Genomic DNA, 24,675 nt, shown 5'->3' with positions numbered 1-24,675 from the left:
ATTCAATAACAGGTTTAACAAGGCTGAACCCATGATACGCGTGGAAAATGTGAGCAAATCCTTCACCCTGCACAATCAGGGTGCGGTGGTGATCCCAGTCATGAGCGGCGGAGAGTTGAGCGTCGCGAAGGGCGAATGCGTGGCCCTGACCGGGGCCTCCGGAGCGGGGAAGTCCACCTTGATGCGGATGATCTATGGCAATTATCTGACCGCCGCGGGCCGGATCATGGTGGGCGATCTGGACGTCGCTCGCGCTTCCCCCCGCGAGATATTGATGCTGCGCCGCCATGTGCTGGGCTATGTCAGTCAATTTCTGCGCGTCGTACCCCGTGTGGCGACACTGGATGTCGTTGCCGAACCGTTGCGTGCGGTGGGCCGCAGCGAGGCAGAAGCCCGCGACCGGGCCCGCGAATTGTTGGCGCAACTCAATATCCCCGAACGCCTTTGGCAGCTAAGCCCGACAACTTTTTCCGGCGGCGAACAGCAGCGGGTCAATATCGCCCGCGGCTTCGCACATCCCTACCCTGTTCTGTTGCTGGATGAGCCGACGGCAAGCCTCGATGCCACAAACCGCGCAACCGTGCTGGCGCTGATCGAAGAAGCTAAAGCGCGCGGGACGGCAATTGTGGGGATTTTCCACGACGAAGCTGCCCGCGAGCAGATTTGCGATCGCGAAGTGGACGTGACCCGCTTCACCCCCGGAATGGCCGCATGAGCGGGCGCTTCATCGCAGTCGTTGGTCCATCGGGCGTCGGGAAGGATAGTCTAATGGAAAAGCTCGCCAAGGCGCGGCCCGAGCTGTTCCTTGTCAGACGCGCTATCACCCGGCCCGGGGACTCGGGTGGTGAAGAATTCGACGGCGTCAGCGAAAGCGCGTTTCTGCGATTGGAAGCAGAGGGTGCCTTTGCGTTGAGTTGGGCCGCGCATGGGTTGCGCTATGGCATCCCGATCGCGGTGGAGATGGCCCTCTCGGAGGGGCGCGACGTGCTGGCGAACCTCTCCCGCGGCGTGCTGCCACAAGCGAAACGGCGGTTCGAACGGTTCGAGGTGCTGGCGCTCACCGCCGCCCCAGAGGTGCTCGCCGCACGATTGCGACAGCGTGGACGAGAGACCGAAGAGGAAATCTCCGCGCGCCTGAGCCGGGCCGACCAGGCCCTCCCCGGTCAGATCCTGGCAACTGAAATCGACAATTCCGGCCCGCTTACGCAGACCGTGGCGCTGGCGCTGGCGGCACTCTATCCCGAAAGTGTGGCGCGGTGAACCTCGTGAAACATACCGTCCTCGGCCTGCCCCACCAGCGTCAGGCTGTCCAACACGAAGGGTTGCGGCAGATACGGATTGAAATAGGTCACGAGCGCCGCGTTGACTCGCGCCTGTTCGGACTTGGGCAATTTGCCGGTCAGGGTGATGTGAAAGCGAAACGCATCCATCACATAAGGATAGCCCCATCGTTCAAGGTTCGCTTCCTGCGCCGGGGTCAGATTGGCCCGGCGGCGGCGTGCCAGATCGGCGTCCGACGGAGGCGCGCGAAAGGCATCGAGGTTTGCCACCACTTTGGCCGCCATTGTATCGAGCGCATTGCTGTCTCCCTCTGCGGTCAATGCGAGAAACCTGCCCAGCCGGGAGAGTGTCAGTCCCTTCAACGTGACCGGGGCAATCTGCGCGCAGAGCGCCGTGAACGCGAAGACAAGATCTTCGGCAGAGGTACCGTCAGCCAAGCTGAAGGGCGGCTTGATCGTCGCGTGAAGACCATATTTTCGCGGCGTTTCGGTGACGCCGCCGACGTCCAGCCCGGCCACCTGCGGATGCGCTACGCGCTGTCCGCGTGCCACATCCCAGCCGAGCCAAGCGGCTCCGACCTCGGCCAGACTTCCCTGCGGGGTAAAGTAGATCGCGTAGCGGTCGAACTTCATTCACTTCTCCTTGCATCCCTGGATGCGCAACAAGCGTGACGTTCTCATGACAAAAGAAACCATTCTGGCCAATGCGAAACTGATCCTTTCCGATGGCGTTATCACAGGCAGCCTGCTGCTACGTGACGGGGTAATCGCCGATATCGCGGAAGGTGCGACAGTCCCGAAAGGGGAGATCGATTGCGCGGGCAATTACCTTGCCCCAGGCTTGGTTGAACTGCACACCGACAACCTTGAGCGCCACATGAAACCCCGGCCCATGGTCGACTGGCCCCACCGCGCGGCGATCATCGCGCATGATCGGGAATTGGCTGGCACCGGGATCACAACGGTTTTTGACGCGATCCGGGTGGGTTCGATCGTTTCGGACGACGGGCGCAAGCGCTATGGCAAATACGCCCGCAACATGGCCGACGAAATCCTTATGATGCGCGACAGCGGCGCCTTGGCGATCAGTCACCATATCCATTTGCGTGCCGAGATCTGCTCCGAGACGCTGGAGGAAGAGATGGCCGAGTTCGGTCCCGACGACAAAGTCGGCATCGTCAGCCTGATGGATCACACTCCGGGCCAACGACAGTTCCGTGACATGCAGAAGTTTGAGGAATACGTCTGCGGCAAGAACGGTCTGCCGCGGGAAGGTTTCGGAGAATACGTAACGTTCCTGCATGGCTTGCAGCAGCGACTTGGAGCAAGACATGAAGCCTCAGCGGTGGCTGCAGCCGCGCGCTATGGCGCCGTTCTGGCCAGTCATGACGACACCACGGCCACGCAAGTTGCCACCAGCCATGGCCATGGCGTGCGTCTTGCCGAATTCCCCACGACCCGCGAGGCCGCTGAGGCGTGTCACAACCAAGATATCGCCACGATCATGGGTGCGCCCAACCTCGTGCGTGGCGGGTCGCATTCTGGCAACGTAGCGGCCAAAGAGCTTGCAGAGCTTGATTTGCTGGACATCCTGTCATCGGATTATGTGCCAGCCTCTCTGCTTCTGGGTGCAGTGCGGTTGGGTAACCTATGGGGCAGCATGGCACGGGGTCTGGCCACCGTTACCCGTACGCCAGCCCATCATGTCGGCCTGACCGACCGCGGTGAAATCGCGATTGGGTCGCGTGCCGACCTGATTGAATTTCAGGTAATGAATGACGCTCCGATCTTGCGGTCAGTCTTCGCCATGGGCAATCGCGTCGCGTAAGCGTGTTTGCCATTTCCCTACCTTGCAACCGCCGTTTTTCAGCTGGCACGAGCCGCGGCCAAATTGCACAGTCGACCCCGTCGCGCGGACATTGACCGAATGGCAGAACAGAGTTTCGCTTCAGCCATCCTCAAGATCCGCTTCGGAACTCAAAAATTGCTTAGGCTGTAGAACCCCGAAGATCAGCGCGCAGGAACCCGGCCGCAAAAGCCGAGCAGGCGACCATGAACGTCGCCGCTCCAAGCATCAGCGACAGCCCCCCGAGCTGATAGGTCAGGCCAGACAGCACTGTCCCCAGAAGCCGCCCTCCCGCGTTTGCCATGTAGTAAAACCCGACATCCATGGTGACCCGCTCCGCTTCCGTGAAGGCGAGGATAAGGTAGGAATGGAGCGCCGAATTGATCGCGAAGATTGCGCCAAAGACGAGCAAGCCTCCTACCAACACGGCGGTAAGCCAGGTTTGAGGGCCATCAGATGCCAAGGCCGCGGTCGTCAGGATCGCCGGAACTGCCGCAAGGGCCCAGGCCCAACCCTTCGCGGCAAGCACCAAGTCACTCTCTGGCCGGGAGGACGCGTTCAGAATGCGCGGGGCGGCGGCCTGTACAAGACCGTAGAGGATCACCCAGACCGCCATGAACGTCCCGATCATGAAAAAGGCCGCTCGGTTCCCGGACACGGTTCCGTCAGACAACACCGCGTAGAAATAGATCGGAATACCAACCACGAACCAGACGTCGCGTGCCCCGAACAGAAACACCCGCGCCGCCGACAGCCAGTTCACGTTCGAAGACTTGGAGAAGACTTCCGAGAATTTCGCCCCCTTGCGGCCCTTCGGCAGACCCGCGGGCATTGCGAACAACACGGCCATCAGGATGACAGCCAGGATCGCTGCCATTCCAAGAACGGCCCAGACAAATCCGAGCGTTGCCAGCAGCGCAGCCCCCAGCAGGAAGCCAAGGCCTTTCACCGCGTTCTTCGAACCGGTGAGCACCGCAACCCAGCGAAACAACCCGCCATTTTCGGAGGGAGCCAATATTTTTACCGCCGACTTCGAAGACATTTTCGCCAGATCCTTGGCCACGCCGCTGGCACCTTGAACCACCATAACATAGGCCACGGAAGCGCCAATGACCCACGTCGGATCGAGCTGTGCCAAGGCAAGCAGTGCCAAAACCTGAAGCCCGAGACCGGCATAGAGCGTTGAGGTCAACCCGAAGCGAGCCGCGATCCACCCGGCGCAGAGGTTGGTCACCATGCCTGCAACTTCATAGAGCACGAAGAGATAGGCGAGCTGCACCGGGCTGAACCCCAGTGTGTGAAAGTGCAGCAAGACCAACATTCTAAGCGCGCCGTCCGTCAGCATGAAGGCCCAATAGGCCGCTGTGACAGCTATATAGGCCGACAGCCCCTCAGGCCGCGTGGGGGTATCGGTCACAGGGATGCTCCGACCATCAGCGCCACATCGACAAGACGATGCGCGTAGCCCATCTCGTTGTCGTACCAGGCATAGATTTTCACCTGTGTGTCGTTGATGACCATTGTCGACGGTGCATCCACGATGCTGGAGCGTTCATCATTGGTATAGTCGGTCGAGACGAGCGGTCGTTCTTCGTAGCCCAAGATACCCTTCAATTCGCCCTCAGCCGCTGACTTGAAGAGGGCGTTGACCTCTTCGGCTGTGGTTCCGCGCGCCACCTCGAAGACGCAATCGGTCAGAGAGGCATTCAACAGCGGGACCCGGACTGCGTGCCCGTTCAGCCGCCCTGTCAGCTCCGGATAGATGAGCGTGATCGCAGTGGCACTGCCCGTCGTCGTCGGGATCAGTGAGTTCAGGGCCGAGCGTGCGCGACGGAGATCCTTTGCGGGGCCGTCGACAATGGTTTGCGTATTTGTCACATCATGGATCGTCGTTATCGAACCGTGTTTGATGCCGAGATTCTCGTGGATGACCTTTACGACCGGCGCAAGGCAGTTGGTTGTGCAGCTTGCCGCTGTCACGATCCGATGTTTGCCCGGCTCGTAGATGTGATGGTTCACACCGTAGACGATATTGGCGGCATCTGCGTCCTTCACGGGGGCCGAGACGACCACCTTCGCCACACCCGCTGCGAAGTAGGGCGCGAGCTTTGCCTCGGACTTGAAGACCCCGGTGCAGTCGATCACCACATCCACGCCGTCCAATGGCAGGTCTTCAATGTTTTTTGTTCCGATGAACGGAAGCCGCGTGCCATCAACAGTCACGCTGTCCGCATCATGTGAAAATTCGGCTTTCCAGCGCCCATGCACAGTGTCGAACTCCAAAAGATGGGCGTGCATCTCCGGATCGCCCACGGCGTCGTTGATCCAGGCGATCTCGGCCCCGTTTTCCAGCAATGGCTTCAGGGCAAGTTTGCCGATCCGGCCGAGGCCGTTGAGGGCGTATGTGGTCACGCGGAGGCTCCTTCATTCGTTTGTGCGATGGTGTCGACGGCCTTCTGCAACCCGATCCGGTCGAGAGACGAGATAGGCAGGGCTGTGAAAGCTTTGATGCGGTTCAAGAGCGCGCCGTAGCTCTGCTGAAAGGCCAAGCTCTTTTCGGCGTCAGAGCCCGTGGCTTTGACAGGGTCCGGCATGCCCCAATGCGCACTGACGGCTTGGCCAGGCCATGCGGGGCATTCTTCATTGGCCGCCTGATTGCAGACAGTGAAGACGAAGTCGAACGCGGGCGCCCCCTCGCCCTGAAAGACCGACAGGTTCTTTGTCTCCAGAACTGACGTATCATGCCCTTTCTGCTCCAGAACTTCGAGCGCGAAGGGATTGAGCTCAGATCTTGGTTTGGTGCCTGCGGAGTAGGCCACGAACCTGGCTCCTGCTTCCATGCGCAGGATCGACTCTGCAAATATCGAGCGCGCGGAATTGCCGGTGCAGATGAAGAGGACATTGTACTTGCGATCCGTCATGGGACTGTCTCCGTCGAAGCCAATAGCGGCAAAGGGGGAACAGAGGTCCGGGCGACCGCGACAGCAGTCGCGCAGCAGGTAGTCGAAGGTCTCGCGGGCTGCATTCATGTCAATCGCATAGCGCAGCGAGGTTCCGACACGCTCCTGAGTGACTAAGCGCGCCTGCATGAGTGCCTTTACGTAGGTCGAAAGCGTGTTCGGCTTGAGGTCGAGCGTCAGCGCCAGCTCGGTCGCCGGAACACGGTCCGGATACCGGCGCATGAGCAGCCGGAACACGGCCAAGCGTTGCGGATGGCCGAGGGTCGAGAGGCGATGTGGGATCTCTTGTTCCATTATTCATGTATTATTGAATTTTAACACTGAGTGCAAGACATGTTTTAGGCGCCCCAGACGTGTGCTCGGTGCATCGCAAAATCGGATTGCTTAGGGTCCCGGCTCGGCGGTCATCGCTGCAAACGTCAAATTCCGCTTGGGCCGCTCCTGCCGAGTCAGCTACGCTGCAACTGCGAAGAGCTCCGGCCCTCGTGCGTTCAAGCTGGACTCTTTGCCCCTTTCGCTGCTTTAGAATGTTCGAAATAGCTGCCGAACGTCCGCTTTCTATTAGAACAGGACTATCCTGTTCAGCTGCGGCGAAGGTCTGCTCTCCGCCCTTACTCCCATAGTGCAGCTAAAGTCCTTTTTCCGCCCTACTTTAGGTGAGCCCTCCGCAATGCGCGGATTGATCAGTCGTGTTCACCTTGACCGCAAGCTCTACCACAGCGGTTATTGCGTTTCTACGCAACCCCACCGCGATACTATATATTGACATTCGGTTAGTATTAAAATCTATATGATGTTGCTTTGGTGTCTGCAAGTCGCATCGCAGACGAATAGGGAAGCTGGTGAAATTCCGGCGCTGCCCCCGCAACTGTAAGCGGCAAGCCGAGGCCCGAAACCACTGGTGCAGATGCACTGGGAAGGCGGGCCAAGGCGTTTGAGCCGCAAGTCAGGAGACCTGCCAAAGCCTTATAAACGACGACCGCGGGCGGAGGGCCTGGGCGCGCGATACTCGGCGCCGCCTATTTGCGCCGAATGGTCTCGTGTCCCTGTTCCGACAATCGCCAGAACATAGGGACGACCGACATGACCATCACCGTTTACTCCAAACCGGCTTGCGTTCAATGCACCGCCACCACCCGCGCATTGGATGCCCGCGGGCTGCACTATGACCTTGTCGATCTGACACAGGACGCCGCCGCGATGGATCGGGTGCAAACCTTGGGCTACCGCCAAGCGCCCGTCGTGGTGGCCGGAGACGCCCACTGGGCCGGGTTCCGCCCCGATATGATCAACCGTTTGTCCTGACCGGGCGCGCGAGATGCAGCTTGTCTATTTCTCCGGCGGGTCGGGCAACACGGCGCGTATGATTGCGCGGCTGGGTCTGCCCGCCACGCGGTTGCCGCTTCGCAGCAGCACTGACCAGCCGCAGGTCACAGCGCCCTTCGTTCTGGTCTGCCCCACCTATGCCGACGGCATGGGCCGTCACGCGGTGCCCAAACAGGTGATCCGCTTTCTGAACCTGCCTGCAAGCCGCGCCCTGCTGCGCGGGGTCATCGCTGGTGGCAACCGCAACTTCGGCGCAACCTTTGCCCGCGCCGGAGAGGTCATCGCCGCCAAATGCGCGGTGCCCCTGCTCTACCGTTTCGAACTGGCCGGCACTGACACCGACCTCCTCAACATCCGTTCCGGCCTCGCCCGGTTCACCGCCGCTCAAAAGGACATACCATGCTTGATGACAGCCTAAGCGCCGATCTCGATTACCACGCGTTGAACGCGATGCTAAACCTCTATGACGACGCGGGGCGCATCCAGTTCGAAGCCGACCGGATGGCGGCGCGGCAATATTTCTTGCAGCATGTGAACCGCAATACGGTGTTCTTTCATTCGCTGGACGAAAAGCTGCGCTACCTTGTGGATGAGGGCTATTACGAGGCGCAGGTGCTTGCGCAATATGAGCGCAGCGACCTTCACGCGATATGGGACGCCGCCTTTGCGCTGAAGTTCCGCTTCCCAAGCTTTCTGGGGGCCTTCAAATATTACACCTCCTACACGCTGAAAACCCGCGACGGGCAGCGCTATCTCGAACGCTACGAGGACCGGGTGGTGATGAACGCGCTGGCCCTTGCGCGGGGCGATGCTGCACTGGCCATGCAGTTGATGCACGAGATTATTGAAGGGCGGTTTCAGCCTGCGACTCCGACCTTCTTGAATGCTGGCAAGAAAGCCCGTGGAGAGTTCGTGTCCTGTTTCTTGCTGCGCCTCGAAGACAATATGGAAAGCATCGGGCGCGGCATCAACTCGGCCCTGCAACTGTCCAAACGCGGCGGCGGCGTGGCCTTGATGCTCACCAACATTCGCGAACATGGCGCGCCGATTAAGGGGATTGAGAACCAGTCCTCGGGCGTGATCCCGGTGATGAAGCTGCTGGAGGATTCCTTCAGCTACGCCAACCAACTGGGGGCGCGACAGGGCGCGGGGGCGGTCTACCTGAACGCGCACCACCCCGACATTCTGCGCTTTCTCGACACCAAGCGCGAGAACGCGGATGAGAAGATCCGGATCAAAACGCTGTCGCTCGGCGTCGTCATTCCCGATGTGACCTTTGAGTTGGCCAAGAAAAACGAGGACATGTACCTATTTTCGCCGCATGACGTGGAACAGGTCTATGGCTGCGCCTTCTCAGACATCTCCGTCACCGAAAAATACGCCGAGATGGTCGATGACCCGCGCATCCGCAAATCCAAGATCAACGCCCGCGCCTTCTTCCAGACCCTTGCGGAAATCCAGTTCGAAAGCGGCTACCCCTATATCATGTTCGAAGACACGGTGAACGCGGCCAACCCCATCGCGGGGCGCATCGCCATGTCGAACCTTTGCTCTGAAATCCTACAGGTGAACGAGGCATCGCAGTTCAACGACGACCTGAGCTATGCCCAGATGGGCAGCGACATTTCCTGCAACCTTGGCAGTATGAACATCGCCCGCAGCATGGATGGCGGTGACCTTGCCGGGACGGTTGAGACGGCGATCCGTGCGCTCAATGCCGTGTCTGAGATGTCGGCCATCGACTCGGTCCCGTCGATCCGCAAGGGCAATGACGAAGGCCATGCGATTGGCTTGGGCCAGATGAACCTGCACGGCTACCTTGCCCGCGAACGCATCCACTACGGCAGTGCCGCGGGGGTCGACTTTACCAATATCTACTTCTGCACAGTGCTGTTCCACGCGCTCACCGCGTCCAACGCTTTGGCACAGGAGCGGAAGCAGACGTTCAAAGGTTTCGCGCAATCAACTTACGCCGACGGGAGTTTCTTTGAGAAATACGTCACCCGCGACTGGCTGCCTGAGACGGACCGCGTGCAAGACCTCTTTGCTCAAGCGGGCATCGACCTGCCGACGCGCGAAGACTGGGCGGCGCTGCGCGAAAAAGTCATGCAAAGCGGGCTGTATAACCGCAACCTGCAAGCCGTGCCACCGACGGGGTCGATCAGCTATATAAACTATGCGACCTCCTCAATACACCCGATCACGGCCAAGGTCGAGATCCGCAAAGAGGGCAAGATCGGCCGGGTCTACTACCCTGCGCCCTATATGACGAACGACAATCTCGCCTTCTACCGCGATGCCTATGAGATTGGCCCCGAAGCGATCATCGACACGTATGCCGCGGCGACCCAACATGTCGACCAGGGGCTGTCACTGACCCTGTTCTTCCACGCCGACGCCACCACGCGCGACATCAACCGCGCCCAGATCTACGCCTGGAAGAAGGGCATCAAGACCATCTACTACATTCGCCTGCGCCAAGAGGCCCTTTCGGGGACCGAAGTGCAGGGCTGTGTTTCCTGCTCATTGTGAGGCCCTTTATGAAAGATTTCATCTCCCCCCGCCCCGTCCCCCGCGCCGTCAATTGGAACCGGATTGAGGACGAGATTGACCTCGACGTCTGGAACCGCCTCACGGTGAACTTCTGGCTGCCCGAGAAGGTGCCGCTGTCCAATGACGTGCAAAGCTGGTCGCAGCTGACGGACGAAGAGCGGCAATTGACCATCCGCGTTTTCACCGGGCTGACCCTGCTCGACACGATCCAAAACGGCATCGGCGCGCCCGCGTTGATGGCCGACGCGATCACCCCGCATGAAGAAGCGGTGCTGAGCAACGTGGCCTTTATGGAAGCGGTCCATGCGCGGAGCTATTCCTCAGTGTTCTCGACCCTCTGCCACACGTCAGAGGTGGACGAAGCCTTTCGCTGGTCGGCGGAGAATGAGCATCTGCAAGCCAAGTCCCGGCTGATCCTTGATGAATACGACGCCCGCGCCAACCCGCTGAAAAAGAAGATCGCCAGCGTATTTTTGGAGAGCTTTTTGTTCTATTCGGGCTTTTATCTGCCCATGCATTGGTCCAGCCGGGCGCGGCTGACCAACACTGCCGATCTGATCCGCCTGATCATCCGCGATGAGGCCATTCACGGCTATTACATCGGCTACAAATTCCAGCGCGGCTATGAACGGCTGCCAGAGGCAGAGCGCGCCGAGCTAAAGGACTTCGCCTTTGCCCTACTCTTTGACCTTTACGATATTGAAGCGCGCTATGCCGAGCAGCTTTATGACGGACTGGGGCTGACTGAAGATGTGAAGAACTTCCTGCATTACAACGCCAACAAGGCGCTGCAGAACCTCGGCTTTGAGGCGCTGTTCCCCGATGACGCCTGCAAGGTGAACCCGGCGATCATGGCCGCCCTGTCGCCCAACTCGGATGAGAACCACGACTTTTTCTCAGGCTCGGGATCGTCCTATGTCATCGGCAAAGCCGTCGCGACGGAGGATGAAGACTGGAATTTCTGACCTTATAGCAGGCGCTTTCACCGCGTCTGCCAGGCACAAGCGCCGGCACCCCGCGAACCGTTAGTATCTCTGCGTAGTTGGCGCGAACCTATTCCCAAACCTCGCCCGTCAAAGGGTTCAGCCCAGACCTGCCTATGGCCTGACAGTGTCTGGGCTGTTTGTTAGATTACCAAGAGGTAATAACAGTGCCTTGGTAGCTCTCGTCGATAAAGGCTTTCACCTCGTCAGAGTGATAGGCTTTCAGCAATGTCTCGACCCAAGCGGCCTCTTCGTCGCCTTTACGCACAACGATCACGTTCACTTAGGGGTTCTCAGCGCTTTCCATCGCGATGGACTCCTCTTTTGGGTTCAATCCTGAGGCAATCGCGTAGTTGGTGTTGATAAGCGCAGCGGTAAGGTCTGCCAGCGAACGGGGCAGTTGTGCTGCGTCCAACTCCTTGAACGACACGTCTTTCGGGTTCTCGGTGATATCCAACACATTCGGAGTAAGGCGAGCTGCGGGGTCGACCTTGATCAGGCCCAGCTCTTGCAGCACCAGAAGCGCCCGGCCGCCATTGGTCGGGTCATTCGGGATGCCAAAGGTGGCTCCCTCTCCCAGCGCGGCAATATCATTGACCTTGTCGGAATAAACGCCCATCGGTGTGGTGATTGAGTTGCCGACGACGGTCAGGGCAAAACCACGGTCTTTCATCTGCGCTTCCATGGGAGCTTCCAGACGGGTCCTTGATAGCGAACCAATCCACATCTACATCCGCCGTTGAAACACTCCGCCATAGCTATCCCTCCGACTGAGAAGTCGTAGTATAAGAGCTGCGCAATGTCAGCTACGTCCGCAGTGCGAACCTTGGCGTGTTGGGCCGCAAACGTCCGGAGTGGCCCACTTCTACGGATGCTGCGGGGCGAACGAAGGGCTGCTTTAGCGGAGCGCAATAAGCGCGACGGCTACTATTGGATTTTCATCGTAACTGCCGCACTTTACGGAAGATTGACAGTTTGAAAGGTGAGCAGATGACTGTGCTGCGTATTGTCGCGAACATCGCGGCAGAGGCTCCGAGCGAAGTGCAAAAGTTCTATACTGACCTGTTCGGACTCGGAGTTCTGATGGATTTCGGGTGGATCGTTACACTCGGTTCTGAGAAACGTGCGGCCACTCAGGTCAGTCTTATGAGCGAAGGCGGCTCAGGGGCGCCGGTTCCCGACCTGTCCATTGAAGTCGATGACGTGGACGCGGTTCATGATCGAGCGAGGGCGATGGACTGCGAAATCAGCTATGACTTGACAGATGAGCCGTGGGGAGTGCGTCGGTTCTTTGTCGCCGATCCTACCGGCAAGGTTCTGAACGTGCTCTCGCATAAGCGGTGAAACGGCGGGATGCCGGATGCGGTAAACGGACATTCAGTCTACATGGCTATGGGTCAGCTTCGTCCGCGTAGCAGCCCTCTATCCAGAGCGCGGCGAAAGTCCGGTTCCCGCCCGAACCGTCGGAGCACCGCGAACGGCCCTTAGCTGCCTTCCAAGCACGCTTTCAACTCTGCTACGCAGCTCCCTGTAGCGGACATTGGAGCAGGTGCGCGGCATTCCGAGAAAACCGAGCTCCGCGAAGGCGAACAAACCAGCCGTTCGCCGCTGCAGATTTCCGTGGCGACGAGGGGCCGTGCTACTTTGATCCAGCTTCAAGGGAACTTTACCGATGTCTGAATACTTTGATCTGGGAGTTTATAGTCGCCCTGCCAGCGGCCTACCGAGCGCCCAGCTATGGTTCGACCGGGGTTTGGTTTGGCTGTTTGCCTATAACCACGAAGAAGCCATTGTTTGTTTCGAGAAAGCGCTTCAGGCAGACCCGACCTGTGCTTTGGCCCATTGGGGTATCGCTTATGCCATTGGCCCAAATTACAACAAGGCTTGGGAGGTGTTCACGCCCGAAGAAAAAGCCCCGGCGTTAGCGCGGGCGCATGTTGCACTCAAGGCGGGCCTCGCACTGCAAGGGGCGAAACCGGCAGAGCGCGCGCTGGTTCAGGCGTTGGCAGCACGCTATCCAACTGATCCCGAGGTTGAAGACTACCAGCCCTTTAACGACGGGTTTGCTGCTGCAATGAGGCCTGTCTATAAGGCGCACCCCCGCGATCTTGATATCACTTTCGTCTATGCCGAAGCGCTCATGAACCGAACACCTTGGCAGCTATGGGATACTGCGAGAGGCATTCCAAACCCAAACGCATCAACGCCTGAGGCGATAACGGTCTTGGAGCGTGCATTTGACCAGATCACGGGGGCCTGGGAACATCCCGGGCTGCTTCATATGTATATCCACCTGATGGAGATGTCGCCGCACCCTGAGCGTGCCTTGCGTCACGGCGATCGGCTGGAGGATCTGGTGCCTGATGCCGGTCATCTGGTGCATATGGGCACGCATATTGACGTTCTGTGTGGAGATTATCAGAACGTGCTCTATCGAAATCTGGCTGCGGCCGATGTCGATGACCGGTTCAAAACCTACGCGGGGGCGGCGAACTTCTATGCGCTTTATCGTATCCACAATCTGCATTTCGCCTCTTACGGGGCAATGTTTCTGGGCCAAAAGGGCGCGGCGGTGAATGCGGCTACGCGCTTGCGCGAAGAGGTGCCTGACGAAGTGGTGCGGTCCTATCCCGACATTTTCGAGACTTTCGTCGCCGCCGCGCCGCATGTCTATATCCGTTTTGGTATGTGGTCTGAGATCCTTGAGCTCGAACAACCGCAAGACAAGGAGCTATACGTCACGACAGATGCGCTGATCCATTATGCCAAGGGGATCTCACTCGCCAATCTTGGCCGCCATGACGAGGCGCGCGCGGCCATGGCTGATTTCGCCGCTGCATATGATAAGGTTCCCGACACGCGGATGTTGTTCAACAACACCGCGCGGGACGTGCTTGCCGTGGGCGAAGCGATGATGAAAGGCGAGATTGCCTTTAAGGCAGGTCGTCAATTGGAAGGGCTCGATCATCTACGCAGGGCCGTCGAACTCGATGACAATCTGGAATACGAAGAGCCGTGGTCCTGGCCACAGCCCACGCGCCACGCCTTGGGGGCGCTGTTGCTGGAGGCTGGCGAATACGACGAAGCCGAGGCCGTCTATCGCGCCGATCTTGGCCTTGATGGACAGTTGCCGCGGCCAAGCCAACATCCACGCAACGTCTGGGCTTTGCATGGGCTGCATGAGTGTTTGATGCGCCGTGGAGAACAGGTCGAGTTGCCACATATTCGGCAATTGCTGGATCAAGCTGTTGCCCACGCCGACATCCCAATTCAGGCCAGTTGTCTGTGTCGAGCGAGCGTGGCTTAGGGAAGTCTTACGCAAATAGCAGGCACTCTTTGCTTGAGACCTCGCTCTTTTGCAGCTTTGCTCGCTGACTGGGACAACGGCGTGAACTGCGCCGGGTCTGGCGGAGACTGACTGATCTTAGTTACGCCGCCTTCCAAATTGCAGGACGAGCGCTGACGAGCCACGTCTCCAAAGGAGATATCATAGAACGCCCTAAGGTCGCAAAGAGCGCTGATCAGTTAAACGGCGTCGGCTGCGGTGATCACCGCCGGGATTGGGACGCGCCACCGGGGACCTGGTCCGTGTTTCTCGAGAACCTTTTCAATCACAGCGGCACGGATGGCCGCGGCATTTTTCGCGGGTTGCGGGCGCAACAACGCCCCGCCCCGTGCAGTGCCTTCCAAGAAGAAATCATAAGGCGCTCCGGGGTCTTCCACCTGCCATTCCGAAGCAACCAGGGATTGGCGACATCCGGCAAAGCCGGCCACTTCCAGCGCGGGATAGGCCAGCGCAGAGTCTGCATAGTCATTTGCACCCGGTCCCGGTGGCAGAGCTATCTCCGACGCGCCATGCTCTGCGATCGCGCCAAAAACATATCCCAGCGCAGTATCCACTTCGGGTCCGCACCAGACCGAAAAGGCGATCCGACCACCCGGACGCAGAACACGCCGCGCTTCTGCCAGAACTCTTGGCGGGTCCGGAACATGGGGCATACCGAAGCCGATCGTCACTGCGTCGAACGTGGCCTCGGCGAAAGGCAGGTCCATCGCATCGCCTTCGACGAAGCGGGCATCAGGCACTGTGGCGCGCGCCATGTCGAGCATCGCGAGCGAGAAATCGAGGCCTGTCACTTGCGCGCCCGCCTTCACCAGAACTGCGGCGACATTGCCGTGACCGCAGCACAGATCCAGCGCCTCCATGTCTTCAGTCGCCGTGACCGCCTGAGCCAGATACGGAGCGACCATGTCTGCCGCCTTCGCAAAAACCCGAGCATAGGACTGCGCGAGGTCCGCCTTTGCCCATTCACGCTTCTCCAATGCCGCGAATGTGTCCGTTTCCATAGATCTTGACATCTATCCCTCCTTCTTTAGCTATCCGCCGCCGGCCATTGCGCTTTCACCGCCCATGCTCTTGCAGGCATGGAAACTGCGCCAGTTTCCCCAAGCTTCGTGGCCAGGTAGTCTTTCAACCGCTGCCTTCGGTGACGGGATAGACTTTGGAGGTATGCTGGGGCCGGACCAGCCCCCAAGGTAAAGGGATGCCAAAAGGCGTCGAAATCCGCGAACCGAGTTTCCGCCTCGGTGGCCGAGACCGTCACCTTGGCACCAGCTTCGGCACAGAGCTTGGTCAATCCCTCCGGCTGGCAAAATGGAAACCGGGCGCTCTCATCCAGATTGGCCGCATTCGGATCGATCTCGGTAGCAGCTTTCCAGAACGCATCGATGAACCCCATGCCTCCACCGGGATAATCCCAGACGTAAAACGCTGCCATTCCTCCCGGGCGCAACACCCGGCGCATTTCGGCCAGGGCAATCTGCGTGTCAGGGATGAAGTTAAAAACCAGACCGGATGTCACCACATCTACAGAGGCGTCTGGGCAAGGCAGTGCGGTCGCATCGGCCACTTGAAAGACCGCTCGTTCATCCATGAATTCCCCCTTCGCATGCGCGACGAAATCATTGGATCGATCAGTGGAGAGGATGGAACTGGAGCTTGCTTGAGACAGGACGGCCGCAGTAAGAGCCCCGCTGCCGCATCCGATCTCGAGCCACGCGAGATTCGCGGGCGGGTCAACCCAATCAATGAACCTTGTCGCGATCTTGCGGCTCCAACGGCCCATGTAGTGCTCGTAACTCTTCCCGGCACTCCAGGCATCGAATTCCGTTTGTGTCATTATCACACCTCCGACCGTTTGGGGGTGCGATTCATGTTACATTCTGCGCATCCAAGGAGGAGCATAGCATGGATTTCGACCGAGAACTGATTTCGAATGGCAATCCGATGGAGGGCATCGTCGGGTTTTCTCGTGCCGTCCGGGTTGGCCCTTTTATCTCGATCGGTGGCACCGCCCCTGTCGACGCGGAGGGAAAGACTGTTGGATTAAGCGATATTGCCGCGCAGACCCGACAGTGCATCGAGGTGATCAAGGCCGCGCTGGAGCAAGCCGGATCAGGCCTGCATCATGTCGTCCGCACGCGTATCATTTTGACCGACATCGACAATTGGAAAGCCGCAATCGATGTGCGCAAGGAGTATTTCCGAGAAATCCGTCCAGTCGACACGATCATGGCTGTCGACCGCTTCGTGAACCCAGAATGGCTTATCGAGATCGAAGCCGATGCGGTGATCCATCAATGAAAGGGAGAGTAGAGGCGATCGAATGCCGCTTGAATGGCGGATCAGCGCGCCCGAAGAAGTCACTGCTCATTTAAGCGCAATCACCCGCCTTTGCCTGGCGCGACCAGAGGAGCCCGGTGAGAACCGCCAGGCTCACCGCCAAAGTTGTAGTGACCGATTTGAGAATTGTCGCCGCGCTTGTGGCATAGACAACGTAGTCCGCTAAGTCTGGCCAACTTAGAATGATCGCCACAATTCCGAGATTCTCGATATAGTCGAACAGCCCGCTGCCGACCGCAAGGAAAACACCGAGATGCATGAGCCTTCTGTTTGGCATGCGGCTCCCAAACCAAAGAATTGTGTTGCTTAGTGTCATCGCGAGCAAGACCGGATAAAGCATATCCAAAGGTATTTGATGTGAGAGATAGTATTCACGCCCATCAATGCCCAGAGCCTCGAGAAACGTGGCTGCATCTGAAGGACTGTAGCCGAACGGACGCATGTCGAAGGGCCGCTGTCCAGAAATGACTTCGAGGTGAGCGAGTGTGACGCTGACCATTACAAAATAAACGGTGGCGGCCAGTATCGCCGCAACAATTGCGATTTTTCCGACGCGCGCTGGAAGGTATCCGTTCTTCATTCTGTGGCCTCCTTGTTCTGAGCCACACATGCAATCAGACGAAGCCACCCGCATTATCATTTGATAAGGCTTGCCAAAATGGATCTGAAAACCTTTCTTGCACAGTCATCTGATTTGTCAGAGGAGGCCTGCGAGGACTTTGTGACCCATTGGAAGCAGAGGCGCTCCGACAAGGGCGCGCACGTTTGCCGCCAGGGACAACCCGAAACAGGAGAGTATGTCGTCCTGGCAGGGTGTTTGATGAGCAGTATTTGTGATGAAGAGGGCAAAGAGGTGTGTGTTGGCTTCTACGTTGGTCCCTGTGTCGTTACGCCAAACATCGCGCGAACGCAGGATGGCGTGTCGCTCGTTTCCATTACGGCTACGACCGATGCCTTATTGGCCAGAATCGACAGTAATTTGCTCATAGATCAGATGGTCGCATCTCAGCCCATTCGAGATTGGGCAAATACGATCCTACGAAATGCACTGAATGAGAAAGCACAGCGGGAGTGGTGCCTTGCAGCTCTTGGCGGGGCTGAACGGCTCGACTGGTTTCGCCGAGCTTTCTCGGGCTATGAGGCCATATTCACACATACATCCATCGCATCCTATTTGGGGATGACACCGGTTACGCTGAGCCGCCTGCGGGCTCGCGAAAAGGCAACCGCCAAGTCCAAACCGGCGGGTTGATGCGTTCGGACAAATTGTGGCTTTCGGACTACGGATAACATTCCACCTCAAGGGCCTAAAGCCGCCAAGCGGCAGTGCGACAGGCGCGGCCTACCGCAATCGCACCGCAGTAGGGAAATATGTTCGTCCGTCAGCATGATGCTGAAGAGGACCGCATTGCGCCGTTACATTGCAGCGCGAGCCGGGTCGGTCTCAGTTCCGCAGGAACTCGCAAGTCCGCATGACAGCATCTTGGTCTTCAATGATATCCAAATGACCGGTTTCAGGAAGGATTTCATAGGCACCGTTCTCGGTTACCGCCGACATTACCGGCTCGAACAATGTAGCGTCGAAGGCTTCATCATCGGCACCGCCAACAAGAGAAAGCGGGGCAACTCGGCGATATCAGCAAGGTAGTCATCGCGGGGGGCAAATGAGGCGTTTAAACGATAGCTATAGCCGGTCGTCGCCGTCGCACCTTGCGGACCGTCCAATACCTTTCGTGGAAACCGAAACTGAATAACCGTCAGTCCGTTCAACATCTCGAGGCCAATTTTGTTCAACATTGTCAGACCGATCATCCGGCGCACAAGAACATGGCTCCATCCCCCGGCGTCGTCGCGCATGGTCGGGGCGTCGTATTTCAGGAATGGGGAGAGCAGCACCGCCTTGCTGATCACGCTTCCATGATCCCCACCGGCAAACCGAACGACAAGCCCACCTCCGCTGGAATGGCCAATCATGTATACCGGCTGCTCGGGCCGCCTATAGGCCGCGATTAGATCCGCCAGATCGTCTTCGAACGCCCCGATGTAGCCGACATCACCTCGTATCGCGGGCGCTACGCCGTGCCCCCGCAGATCAGGCAAAAGAACCTCGGAGCCACAATGCCGCGACAGATAATCCGCGACCGGGATGTAAGCCGCACCATGCCAGCCCGATCCATGCAAAATGACGGCCAAGGGCGCGGTAGGAGCAGCAGTTGGGAAATGCCGCAAAGACAAGTCTGCTCCATCCCGAGCACGATAGGCTATCAATTCGCTTGTCGTGTTCTGCTGATCACCTTGGTCAGTGAGAGACGTGAATTCCAGCGTTTCGCCGGGGGCAATCGGGGTGGGCCACTGCGATAGAATAAGACCCACCGCGATCATCAGATAGGCTGAGACCGATAGAGTGGCGAAGACCACAATCTTCTTTAGCATTCTATGCACGTCGGGCCCCATGGATTGCCACCCCGCCACTATAAACGCGATTGCTTAGTCGCGGATAAAGCAGAACAGGTTTTCAAGAAAATAGCCGCCAGACCGATTTGGCCTGCTCGAGCCAGTTCAGTCGGACAGGCACAGCTTGTTGCCGTGGAGGTCTCTAACATAGGCAGAGAACTTCGGGCCACGCTGACCGGGAGCGCTTCGCATGTGCCGCCCAGTTCGAGCGCACGGCGGTGCATCCTTTCGACATCTTCCTTGCCGCCCACGCAGAAGCCGACCATCGAGCCATTGCCGATGGTCGCCGGCCTTTCGTCGAAAGGGCGCGAGACGGCGAAGGCAAAACCCTCGCCGAGCCAATAGGTCATGCGGTCCGAAGGTGCCATGCTGTGGAGACCTTCGCCTTCAAAAAGAGCATCATAGAAAGCTTTAGATGCGGGCATGTCGTTTGTCCCGACGACAAAGTAGTTCATTTTCATAATAGGAGTTCCGGTAAGATTTGGGGGCTAAATTGTTGTTCCCGTCTATCACACCACGACGACGTTGCCACGTTTGTGCCCGGTCTCGACGTAGGCATGGGCCTCTTTTAAATCGGCGAGTGGATATATTCGATCCATGACCGGCGCGAGGCGGCCTTGATCGATGAGGATTATAATCTCGGCCAGCATTGCACGCAAACGGTGTGGCTTTTCCAGACCCACGGCTGCGAACATCGCGCGTTTCCGGCCGATGAGACTGGACAACAGGACCGCGGGTAAGCGCCTCAGCGTCAGCACCGGGCACAGGTAACGTCCCGCCTCGGCCAGCGCAGGTTTGGCGGCAGAGAAGGACGTGACGCCTACCGTATCGAAAATCACATCGTATCCGGCGCCGCGAAGCAATGCCTCTTTGGTGGCGTAGTCTATCACGCAGGTGGCCCCGAGGGATGCCACGAGATCGGCGTTGCGGGCGCTACTGGTGGCCGTCACCTCTGCGCCCATGTCGGCGGCGATCTGCACCGCGGCGCTGCCGAGGCTTCCAGCCCCGCCGAGGATCAGCACACGGTCGCCGCTTCGGACGCGACCGAGGTTGCACAGGTAGTGCCATGACGTCAGCACGCCGTCGCACAGAACTGCCGCATCCTCATGCGAAAGGCTGTCGGGCTTAAGCATCAGAACCCCGCTCTCGTCAAGGCAGATATGGCTGGCATTTGCTCCGAAGCGCATCCCGGCCTCGCCGAAGACCATATCACCCGGTGCAAAGCGGCTGACCTTGTCGCCGATCGCGATTACCTCGCCTGACAGGCCAGTTCCGGACAGACCGTTCCGCGGACGCCGCAGGCCAAGGAAAGGACGGGCAAACAGTGGCTCACCCTTGCGCATCATGCCGTCGGCGCGTGTGACGGCAGAAGCTTCGATGCGGATCAGCACCTCTGACGGGCCAGGTTCGGCCAGTGGAAGCGTGACGGGGGTGAGGACGTCGGGGCGGCCATAGCGAGGAATGTGCCAAGCAGAGCGGGTCGCGGTCATGGGGTTCTCCTTGCTCCTTAGGTTTCCATCGGAATAAAGGTTTCAATTCGTTCCGCGCAGGGCCTATGATGCCCCACTGTGGTTCAAAAACGATCCGGATGACGCATGGACTGGAAATCCCTTCCCGCCTTCCTTGCCGTTGCGCGACACGGCTCGCTCAGGTCCGCGGCCGAGCAACTGGGCGGGACCCATGCAACCCTGCGCCGCCAAGTCGAGGCGCTTGAGGCACAGCTCGGCACGCAGCTCTTCCGGCGCAGCGCGGAAGGCCTGTCCTTGACCGCTGCCGGGCGGCGGCTGCTGCCGCAGGCGCTCGAAGCTGAGGCGGCATTGCTCAAGGGGTTCAATGCGGTGCAGGGGCTCGACCGCGAGGCCGCTGGGCGCATCCGGCTCTCGGCCGACCCTATGACAGCTCATTACCTGCTGGCGCCGGTGCTGGCCGAATTTGCCGCGCTCTATCCTGAGATCGAGATCGAGCTGCGGCTTGCCTATACGCTCGACTCGATCGCTCGGAATGAGACTGACGTCTCGATCCGCCACGCCGCCGCGATCGAGGACGACGCAGTGGGGCGCAAGCTCTTTCCACTGTCGATCGGCGTGATGGCATCGCGGGACTACATCGACCGGGCGCTACCTGCGGCAGACCGCAACGGGCGCGGTCTGAGTTGGATCGGTTACGGGGACGTGCCCGAGCTTGCCACCATGATCGCGGAATCCGCCTTTCCGGAGGCGAGCGTCCGCCACTCTGTGCCCGACCCAGAAATGCATCTGCACTTGGTCCGCGCGGGCGCGGGGATGACCTTCCTTGCGACCTGGGTCACGGCTGTCTTCCCCGAGATCCAACGCGTTCCCGGCACCGAGCTCGACCAGCGGCGTTCGACCTGGGTTCTCCTGCACAGCGATCTGCGCCGGGTGCGCCGGGTCCGGCTCTTCGTCGACTACCTTTGCAGCGCTCTCCAGGAACGACGCGCGGCATTTCTGGGTTTTTGATCCGATCGCCTTACCGCCGAGGCCGAGACACATGGTCAGACCTCTATCGGCCCTGAGCCGACCTTCACGGCGTCGTGATACGCTGCGGCGTGCTTCCCTGAAGAGGACATTGGAGTAAGAGACCAGCATTTTATCTATTTCAAGGTCCGATGTGCGGGACCCTCTTGGAATTCGCTGCGGGCGCATCATCCTTAGCTTCGATGACGCGGAATCCGCAAGGAATGGCGGTTTTTCCGACTCTCGTCGGGAAAACTCAGTTCATGCTTTAGTGAGATTAGTCTCTTGTAACCTCAATTTTTGTTGCGAGATATTTAGTTTTCCTGAGCTGATTGCACTGGTCTATCGTTGTCGCGGTTATTTTCTGTGTGCAACAGTGGAAAATCCCAACTGGTAGCTATTGATTCTCATCTTATAGACTGGAATTTTGATCGCCCTCATTCTTCTAATAAACTGTTTCCTATCCTCCTCCTCAACTCTCGCGCCAATATAAACGGCGGATACGGTCGATATTTTTCTATACTTTTGTTTACCTTGTGTTGGCGCGAATATCCGCCACTCTCTCTCTTGGGACCAGCGCAACGTCTTGTATGAGAGGGACAGCTTTGCTCTCTCCTCTGGTGTTTCTGAATTTCGCAGCCACGCCCACAAAAAGTGGTGATGGCTCCGCCATTTGTCTGATCTCCTTTTTGTGAAGTGCCAGTTCCCATTCAGGATTCCGAGCCAGCCATCGCGACGCTGCCTCTGCCAAGGACATCTGGAAATTGAAACGGGGTCGGTAACCTTTGATCAGTGGAAGACCAAACCCTCGGAACACTGCTGACACATTGCAGAGTTTGAACTCAATCGATCCCCGACTGCGCCCGATTTGCCCTTGCAGCACCCTGTTATGAGCCGCCTTATTGTAGGAGCGGTTGGACAATTCATCGCTAAGCATCGCAAAATAGGATGCGACTACTGCGTCATTTTCTGGATCGGACCAATCGCTTGAACTCATCCTGTTAAGTTAAGCAAGACAGCTATATTTGTCATGGTAAAACAACAAGCTGCAGGAAGGAATTCAAAGAGGTTTCTAAACGGGTCTTTTCTAAAATTAGATTGCCTACGACATGGATCCAAAAGGTGCGGATTTCCACGCACATTTCGGACCCAGGTCAGATAGAGGCCCTATGCCACCGCGTGGGTGGCCGCTTCCTGGGCAATAAAGGTAGAAATCTCATCGTCGTCAGCGATGGCGACGAGAAGCTTGAGAAGTTGATCTGCCAGAAGACAGATTTCTATGACACACGGATCATCGGGCTGAATGTCGACATACCAGAAATCTTCACTGTCGAAGTCCGCGGCGTCGTATTGAGTATAGAGCTTATGCAAGCCAACGAGTGAGAGCCTGTGTGACCGGGTCAGCATCTGTGCGTCACCAATCTCCGAGATAAGCCGGAGACATTTCCTGCACTCCCGGTCGCCGCCCAGCAAAGTCGAAACATTTACTGCGGCGGTGCCGTGTTGATGGAAAAACTGTCGACACGCTTTGAGGCGATCGTCCATCGTCTTATGATCGCGCTGGATGGTTTGAATATTCATGGTAGTCTCCTTTGTTGCTTGCGCCATTCGTGGCGGGGTCAAGCGCTCGGATCCCTCCTTTTCCAACCGAGCAGTAAATGGACCGACTTCTGTGAGCAGCGGAGAGTTTTCTTGTCAGTCCCAAGTATAAAAGAACGACGATTTTCGTGTTTCGCGCTCTCGACAGAAAGAGCGTGAAACAAGAAAATCGAAGTGACAAAAACTTCCAAAACGCAGTGGGGCATCAACCTGCACCCGACCCTTGGAAGTTCACGGATACAAGTTCGCCAAATCGAACCGGCGCACCCTGTTCCGGCCGAAAATCCCACCCATGGGCCAGCAATCTATTGGCAAGGTCAGCAGGGGCGATCTTTCGATACCGGTTGGCTGTGTCTGAACGCCCCCAGCCGCCTTGATCAAGCAGGGCAGCCCAGTCTTTTGTTTGCGCATAGAACCAGGTGGCCCAAGTGTGCCTCAAAGTGTAAGGGACGACGTCTGGGCCAAGCCCTGCCCCGTCGCGGACTTTTCCAAAAGCAACTGCCATCTGAGCACCACGGTTCGCGTGAATTTTGTACGGCTGGCCATTTGGAGCTGGGAATGCTGTTCCGGTCTCTGGAATTGGGCCGACCAAATTCACGGCTCGCTGGGGTAGGACAACAAACCTTGGGCGATAAACGGTCTTGGTGCCGTCCAACCACCATTGACGCGTTGTCGGATTCCAACCACTTGGATCCAAGGTCATGGTTTCACCCGGGCCTGCTCCGGTTCCGAGCATGAAACTAATCTTCCGAAGAGTTTCCAGATTTGGGTCCTTCAAACCCACAGTACCGGGGGCGCCGGCAGCTGCAAGGAGCCGTTCTGCCTCTTCGGGGGACAACCACCGGAGGCGTCGGACATCCGTCGATTTTTGGCGCCGTTTCCCTGCGATAAAGTTCTGGATAGCACGCACTGGGACACGGACTTGGCGGCGCAGGGTATCTGGCTTGGCCCCGGGGTGGAGATCATTTGCCGCTTTGGCGATCATTATTTCATCGATGTCATCGATCCACGTGTCGCTTCCGAAATATCGAACAAGCTTTGGCAGAAAGCGCGCCTCACCACCGCTCATTTCGTATAGTTCAGCGGCTTTCGCGAATGATATCTTATTGCTGGATTGGGATGGCTGAACTTCTTTCTTCCACGCCTCATTATAAATTTCATGCGCCATTCGTTCTGCCGTCGTGCGCAAGGCTTTTTCTTTGATCGGAAGGCGACGGCGGATGCGTCTGGCTCCCACACGGAAGTCGATAATCCAAACTGAGTCTTTCTGCTGCCAGATAGGTGTCCAAGGGTTTGCCAAGTAAACATTTCTCCAAATTGCTTTCCTTTGACCGGTTGGCTAAGGTCAGCGACTCTGCATCGGGACCTTTGGCCGAATTCTTCAACGACAAAGAAAATCAATGAAAAATCCGACGCCCGATCCAGAGTCGAGGCTCGTACCTGCCGAGGGTGACAGGCTTTGCTATCCGATCATCGAGAGTGGGGTTTTACGATGAGAGCATAATAGAATAGCCCCG

General features: G+C 58.1%; 24 protein-coding genes, 1 pseudogene and 1 riboswitch. Of the genes and pseudogenes, 12 read left to right on the top strand and 13 right to left on the bottom strand.

Annotated elements, in window-relative coordinates:
* The first annotated feature begins 31 nt into the window (after nt 1-31).
* Together phnL and phnN are read left to right on the top strand one after the other, a co-directional pair.
* Nucleotides 32-715, top strand: coding sequence for a phosphonate C-P lyase system protein PhnL (phnL, locus tag BLS57_RS14210; protein ID WP_093743381.1), 684 nt, complete (start codon nt 32-34; stop codon nt 713-715).
* Entirely contained in the window at nt 712-1,260 is a 549-nt protein-coding gene (phnN, locus tag BLS57_RS14205) for a phosphonate metabolism protein/1,5-bisphosphokinase (PRPP-forming) PhnN (RefSeq protein ID WP_093743380.1), read from the top strand. Before phnL ends, phnN begins: the two co-directional genes overlap by 4 nt.
* Here phnN and BLS57_RS14200 read toward each other — a convergent pair.
* Nucleotides 1,236-1,913, bottom strand: coding sequence for a DUF1045 domain-containing protein (locus tag BLS57_RS14200; RefSeq protein ID WP_093743379.1), 678 nt, complete (start codon nt 1,911-1,913; stop codon nt 1,236-1,238). The genes phnN and BLS57_RS14200 overlap by 25 nt on opposite strands.
* A 46-nt stretch (nt 1,914-1,959) precedes the next feature.
* On the opposite strand from BLS57_RS14200, the gene BLS57_RS14195 reads away from it, so the two are divergent.
* A complete protein-coding gene (locus BLS57_RS14195; RefSeq protein WP_093743378.1) occupies nt 1,960-3,108 on the top strand; it encodes an alpha-D-ribose 1-methylphosphonate 5-triphosphate diphosphatase in 1,149 nt (382 codons plus the stop codon).
* Between the two features lie 160 nt (nt 3,109-3,268).
* Here the strand turns inward: BLS57_RS14195 and arsJ are convergent, their stop codons facing one another.
* Genes arsJ through BLS57_RS14180 form a run of 3 tightly spaced genes read right to left on the bottom strand, consistent with a single transcriptional unit; the run spans nt 3,269 to nt 6,380 of the window.
* Entirely contained in the window at nt 3,269-4,543 is a 1,275-nt protein-coding gene (arsJ, locus tag BLS57_RS14190; protein WP_093743377.1) for an organoarsenical effux MFS transporter ArsJ, read from the bottom strand.
* Nucleotides 4,540-5,538, bottom strand: coding sequence for an ArsJ-associated glyceraldehyde-3-phosphate dehydrogenase (locus tag BLS57_RS14185; protein ID WP_093743376.1), 999 nt, complete (start codon nt 5,536-5,538; stop codon nt 4,540-4,542). The genes arsJ and BLS57_RS14185 overlap by 4 nt, the downstream gene beginning before the upstream one ends.
* Nucleotides 5,535-6,380: an arsenate reductase/protein-tyrosine-phosphatase family protein gene (locus BLS57_RS14180; RefSeq protein WP_093743375.1), complete on the bottom strand. Its 846-nt coding sequence runs from the start codon at nt 6,378-6,380 to the stop codon at nt 5,535-5,537. The genes BLS57_RS14185 and BLS57_RS14180 overlap by 4 nt, the downstream gene beginning before the upstream one ends.
* A gap of 491 nt (nt 6,381-6,871) precedes the next feature.
* Nucleotides 6,872-7,063, top strand: a riboswitch (cobalamin riboswitch).
* A 106-nt stretch (nt 7,064-7,169) separates the two neighbouring features.
* Between BLS57_RS14180 and nrdH the strand changes: the two genes are divergently transcribed.
* Genes nrdH through nrdF form a run of 4 tightly spaced genes read left to right on the top strand, consistent with a single transcriptional unit; the run spans nt 7,170 to nt 10,930 of the window.
* Nucleotides 7,170-7,391 (top strand): glutaredoxin-like protein NrdH, encoded by a 222-nt coding sequence (gene nrdH, locus BLS57_RS14175; protein WP_093743374.1) that lies wholly within the window; start codon nt 7,170-7,172, stop codon nt 7,389-7,391.
* Nucleotides 7,392-7,404: 13 nt separating this feature from the next.
* Nucleotides 7,405-7,830, top strand: coding sequence for a class Ib ribonucleoside-diphosphate reductase assembly flavoprotein NrdI (gene nrdI, locus BLS57_RS14170; protein ID WP_093743373.1), 426 nt, complete (start codon nt 7,405-7,407; stop codon nt 7,828-7,830).
* Entirely contained in the window at nt 7,812-9,944 is a 2,133-nt protein-coding gene (nrdE, locus tag BLS57_RS14165) for a class 1b ribonucleoside-diphosphate reductase subunit alpha (protein ID WP_093743372.1), read from the top strand. Before nrdI ends, nrdE begins: the two co-directional genes overlap by 19 nt.
* Nucleotides 9,945-9,952: 8 nt before the next feature.
* On the top strand, nt 9,953-10,930 hold the full coding sequence (nrdF, locus tag BLS57_RS14160; RefSeq protein WP_093743371.1) for a class 1b ribonucleoside-diphosphate reductase subunit beta: 978 nt from the start codon (nt 9,953-9,955) through the stop codon (nt 10,928-10,930).
* A 166-nt stretch (nt 10,931-11,096) separates the two neighbouring features.
* On the opposite strand, the pseudogene BLS57_RS14155 reads toward nrdF, so the two are convergent.
* Nucleotides 11,097-11,633 (bottom strand): annotated as a pseudogene (locus BLS57_RS14155) (MetQ/NlpA family ABC transporter substrate-binding protein); the annotation flags it as partial.
* Nucleotides 11,634-11,938: 305 nt separating this feature from the next.
* On the opposite strand from BLS57_RS14155, the gene BLS57_RS14150 reads away from it, so the two are divergent.
* Together BLS57_RS14150 and BLS57_RS14145 are read left to right on the top strand one after the other, a co-directional pair.
* Nucleotides 11,939-12,292, top strand: coding sequence for a VOC family protein (locus BLS57_RS14150; RefSeq protein ID WP_093743370.1), 354 nt, complete (start codon nt 11,939-11,941; stop codon nt 12,290-12,292).
* A gap of 328 nt (nt 12,293-12,620) precedes the next feature.
* Nucleotides 12,621-14,255 carry a tetratricopeptide repeat protein gene (locus tag BLS57_RS14145; RefSeq protein WP_093743369.1) on the top strand — a complete coding sequence of 545 codons (1,635 nt, stop codon included), beginning with the start codon at nt 12,621-12,623 and terminating at the stop codon, nt 14,253-14,255.
* Nucleotides 14,256-14,473: 218 nt separating this feature from the next.
* Here the strand turns inward: BLS57_RS14145 and BLS57_RS14140 are convergent, their stop codons facing one another.
* On the bottom strand, nt 14,474-15,307 hold the full coding sequence (locus BLS57_RS14140; RefSeq protein WP_244153695.1) for a methyltransferase domain-containing protein: 834 nt from the start codon (nt 15,305-15,307) through the stop codon (nt 14,474-14,476).
* Between the two features lie 14 nt (nt 15,308-15,321).
* A complete protein-coding gene (locus BLS57_RS14135) occupies nt 15,322-16,128 on the bottom strand; it encodes a class I SAM-dependent methyltransferase (protein WP_093743367.1) in 807 nt (268 codons plus the stop codon).
* A 68-nt stretch (nt 16,129-16,196) separates the two neighbouring features.
* Between BLS57_RS14135 and BLS57_RS14130 the strand changes: the two genes are divergently transcribed.
* Nucleotides 16,197-16,592: a RidA family protein gene (locus BLS57_RS14130; protein WP_093743366.1), complete on the top strand. Its 396-nt coding sequence runs from the start codon at nt 16,197-16,199 to the stop codon at nt 16,590-16,592.
* A gap of 70 nt (nt 16,593-16,662) precedes the next feature.
* On the opposite strand, the gene BLS57_RS14125 is transcribed toward BLS57_RS14130, so the two are convergent.
* Nucleotides 16,663-17,211: a hypothetical protein gene (locus BLS57_RS14125; RefSeq protein WP_093743365.1), complete on the bottom strand. Its 549-nt coding sequence runs from the start codon at nt 17,209-17,211 to the stop codon at nt 16,663-16,665.
* Between the two features lie 78 nt (nt 17,212-17,289).
* On the opposite strand from BLS57_RS14125, the gene BLS57_RS14120 reads away from it, so the two are divergent.
* Complete coding sequence (locus tag BLS57_RS14120) at nt 17,290-17,883, top strand: Crp/Fnr family transcriptional regulator (RefSeq protein ID WP_093743364.1); 594 nt, start codon at nt 17,290-17,292, stop codon at nt 17,881-17,883.
* Between the two features lie 305 nt (nt 17,884-18,188).
* On the opposite strand, the gene BLS57_RS14115 is transcribed toward BLS57_RS14120, so the two are convergent.
* Genes BLS57_RS14115 through BLS57_RS14105 form a run of 3 tightly spaced genes read right to left on the bottom strand, consistent with a single transcriptional unit; the run spans nt 18,189 to nt 20,575 of the window.
* Complete coding sequence (locus tag BLS57_RS14115; RefSeq protein WP_167356438.1) at nt 18,189-19,064, bottom strand: alpha/beta hydrolase; 876 nt, start codon at nt 19,062-19,064, stop codon at nt 18,189-18,191.
* 38 nt (nt 19,065-19,102) lie between these two features.
* Entirely contained in the window at nt 19,103-19,546 is a 444-nt protein-coding gene (locus BLS57_RS14110) for a VOC family protein (RefSeq protein WP_244153694.1), read from the bottom strand.
* A 48-nt stretch (nt 19,547-19,594) separates the two neighbouring features.
* The gene (locus tag BLS57_RS14105) at nt 19,595-20,575 is read right to left on the bottom strand and encodes an NAD(P)-dependent alcohol dehydrogenase (RefSeq protein ID WP_093743362.1); all 981 of its coding nucleotides are present in this window, start codon (nt 20,573-20,575) and stop codon (nt 19,595-19,597) included.
* 105 nt (nt 20,576-20,680) lie between these two features.
* Between BLS57_RS14105 and BLS57_RS14100 the strand changes: the two genes are divergently transcribed.
* Nucleotides 20,681-21,562 (top strand): LysR family transcriptional regulator, encoded by an 882-nt coding sequence (locus BLS57_RS14100; protein WP_093743361.1) that lies wholly within the window; start codon nt 20,681-20,683, stop codon nt 21,560-21,562.
* A gap of 1,164 nt (nt 21,563-22,726) precedes the next feature.
* On the opposite strand, the gene BLS57_RS14090 is transcribed toward BLS57_RS14100, so the two are convergent.
* Both BLS57_RS14090 and BLS57_RS14085 read right to left on the bottom strand, forming a co-directional pair.
* Nucleotides 22,727-23,140 carry a hypothetical protein gene (locus tag BLS57_RS14090; RefSeq protein ID WP_139186649.1) on the bottom strand — a complete coding sequence of 138 codons (414 nt, stop codon included), beginning with the start codon at nt 23,138-23,140 and terminating at the stop codon, nt 22,727-22,729.
* 223 nt (nt 23,141-23,363) lie between these two features.
* Entirely contained in the window at nt 23,364-24,458 is a 1,095-nt protein-coding gene (locus BLS57_RS14085; protein WP_139186648.1) for a tyrosine-type recombinase/integrase, read from the bottom strand.
* Nucleotides 24,459-24,675 lie beyond the last annotated feature (217 nt).

Origin of the sequence: Sulfitobacter delicatus, from assembly GCF_900102535.1 — a bacterium.
Classification (GTDB): domain Bacteria; phylum Pseudomonadota; class Alphaproteobacteria; order Rhodobacterales; family Rhodobacteraceae; genus Sulfitobacter; species Sulfitobacter delicatus.
This window is presented reverse-complemented; position numbering and strand designations above follow the sequence as displayed.

Bases quoted from the DNA above. Each gene is read 5' to 3' on its own strand.
- phnL (WP_093743381.1), top strand. From the start codon at position 32: ATGATACGCGTGGAAAATGTGAGCAAATCCTTCACCCTGCACAATCAG.
- phnN (WP_093743380.1), top strand. From the start codon at position 712: ATGAGCGGGCGCTTCATCGCAGTCGTTGGTCCATCGGGCGTCGGGAAG.
- BLS57_RS14200 (WP_093743379.1), bottom strand. From the start codon at position 1,913: ATGAAGTTCGACCGCTACGCGATCTACTTTACCCCGCAGGGAAGTCTG.
- BLS57_RS14195 (WP_093743378.1), top strand. From the start codon at position 1,960: ATGACAAAAGAAACCATTCTGGCCAATGCGAAACTGATCCTTTCCGAT.
- BLS57_RS14180 (WP_093743375.1), bottom strand. From the start codon at position 6,380: ATGGAACAAGAGATCCCACATCGCCTCTCGACCCTCGGCCATCCGCAA.
- nrdH (WP_093743374.1), top strand. From the start codon at position 7,170: ATGACCATCACCGTTTACTCCAAACCGGCTTGCGTTCAATGCACCGCC.
- nrdI (WP_093743373.1), top strand. From the start codon at position 7,405: ATGCAGCTTGTCTATTTCTCCGGCGGGTCGGGCAACACGGCGCGTATG.
- nrdE (WP_093743372.1), top strand. From the start codon at position 7,812: ATGCTTGATGACAGCCTAAGCGCCGATCTCGATTACCACGCGTTGAAC.
- nrdF (WP_093743371.1), top strand. From the start codon at position 9,953: ATGAAAGATTTCATCTCCCCCCGCCCCGTCCCCCGCGCCGTCAATTGG.
- BLS57_RS14150 (WP_093743370.1), top strand. From the start codon at position 11,939: ATGACTGTGCTGCGTATTGTCGCGAACATCGCGGCAGAGGCTCCGAGC.
- BLS57_RS14145 (WP_093743369.1), top strand. From the start codon at position 12,621: ATGTCTGAATACTTTGATCTGGGAGTTTATAGTCGCCCTGCCAGCGGC.
- BLS57_RS14140 (WP_244153695.1), bottom strand. From the start codon at position 15,307: ATGTCAAGATCTATGGAAACGGACACATTCGCGGCATTGGAGAAGCGT.
- BLS57_RS14135 (WP_093743367.1), bottom strand. From the start codon at position 16,128: ATGACACAAACGGAATTCGATGCCTGGAGTGCCGGGAAGAGTTACGAG.
- BLS57_RS14130 (WP_093743366.1), top strand. From the start codon at position 16,197: ATGGATTTCGACCGAGAACTGATTTCGAATGGCAATCCGATGGAGGGC.
- BLS57_RS14125 (WP_093743365.1), bottom strand. From the start codon at position 17,211: ATGAAGAACGGATACCTTCCAGCGCGCGTCGGAAAAATCGCAATTGTT.
- BLS57_RS14120 (WP_093743364.1), top strand. From the start codon at position 17,290: ATGGATCTGAAAACCTTTCTTGCACAGTCATCTGATTTGTCAGAGGAG.
- BLS57_RS14115 (WP_167356438.1), bottom strand. From the start codon at position 19,064: ATGCTAAAGAAGATTGTGGTCTTCGCCACTCTATCGGTCTCAGCCTAT.
- BLS57_RS14110 (WP_244153694.1), bottom strand. From the start codon at position 19,546: ATGAAAATGAACTACTTTGTCGTCGGGACAAACGACATGCCCGCATCT.
- BLS57_RS14105 (WP_093743362.1), bottom strand. From the start codon at position 20,575: ATGACCGCGACCCGCTCTGCTTGGCACATTCCTCGCTATGGCCGCCCC.
- BLS57_RS14100 (WP_093743361.1), top strand. From the start codon at position 20,681: ATGGACTGGAAATCCCTTCCCGCCTTCCTTGCCGTTGCGCGACACGGC.
- BLS57_RS14090 (WP_139186649.1), bottom strand. From the start codon at position 23,140: ATGAATATTCAAACCATCCAGCGCGATCATAAGACGATGGACGATCGC.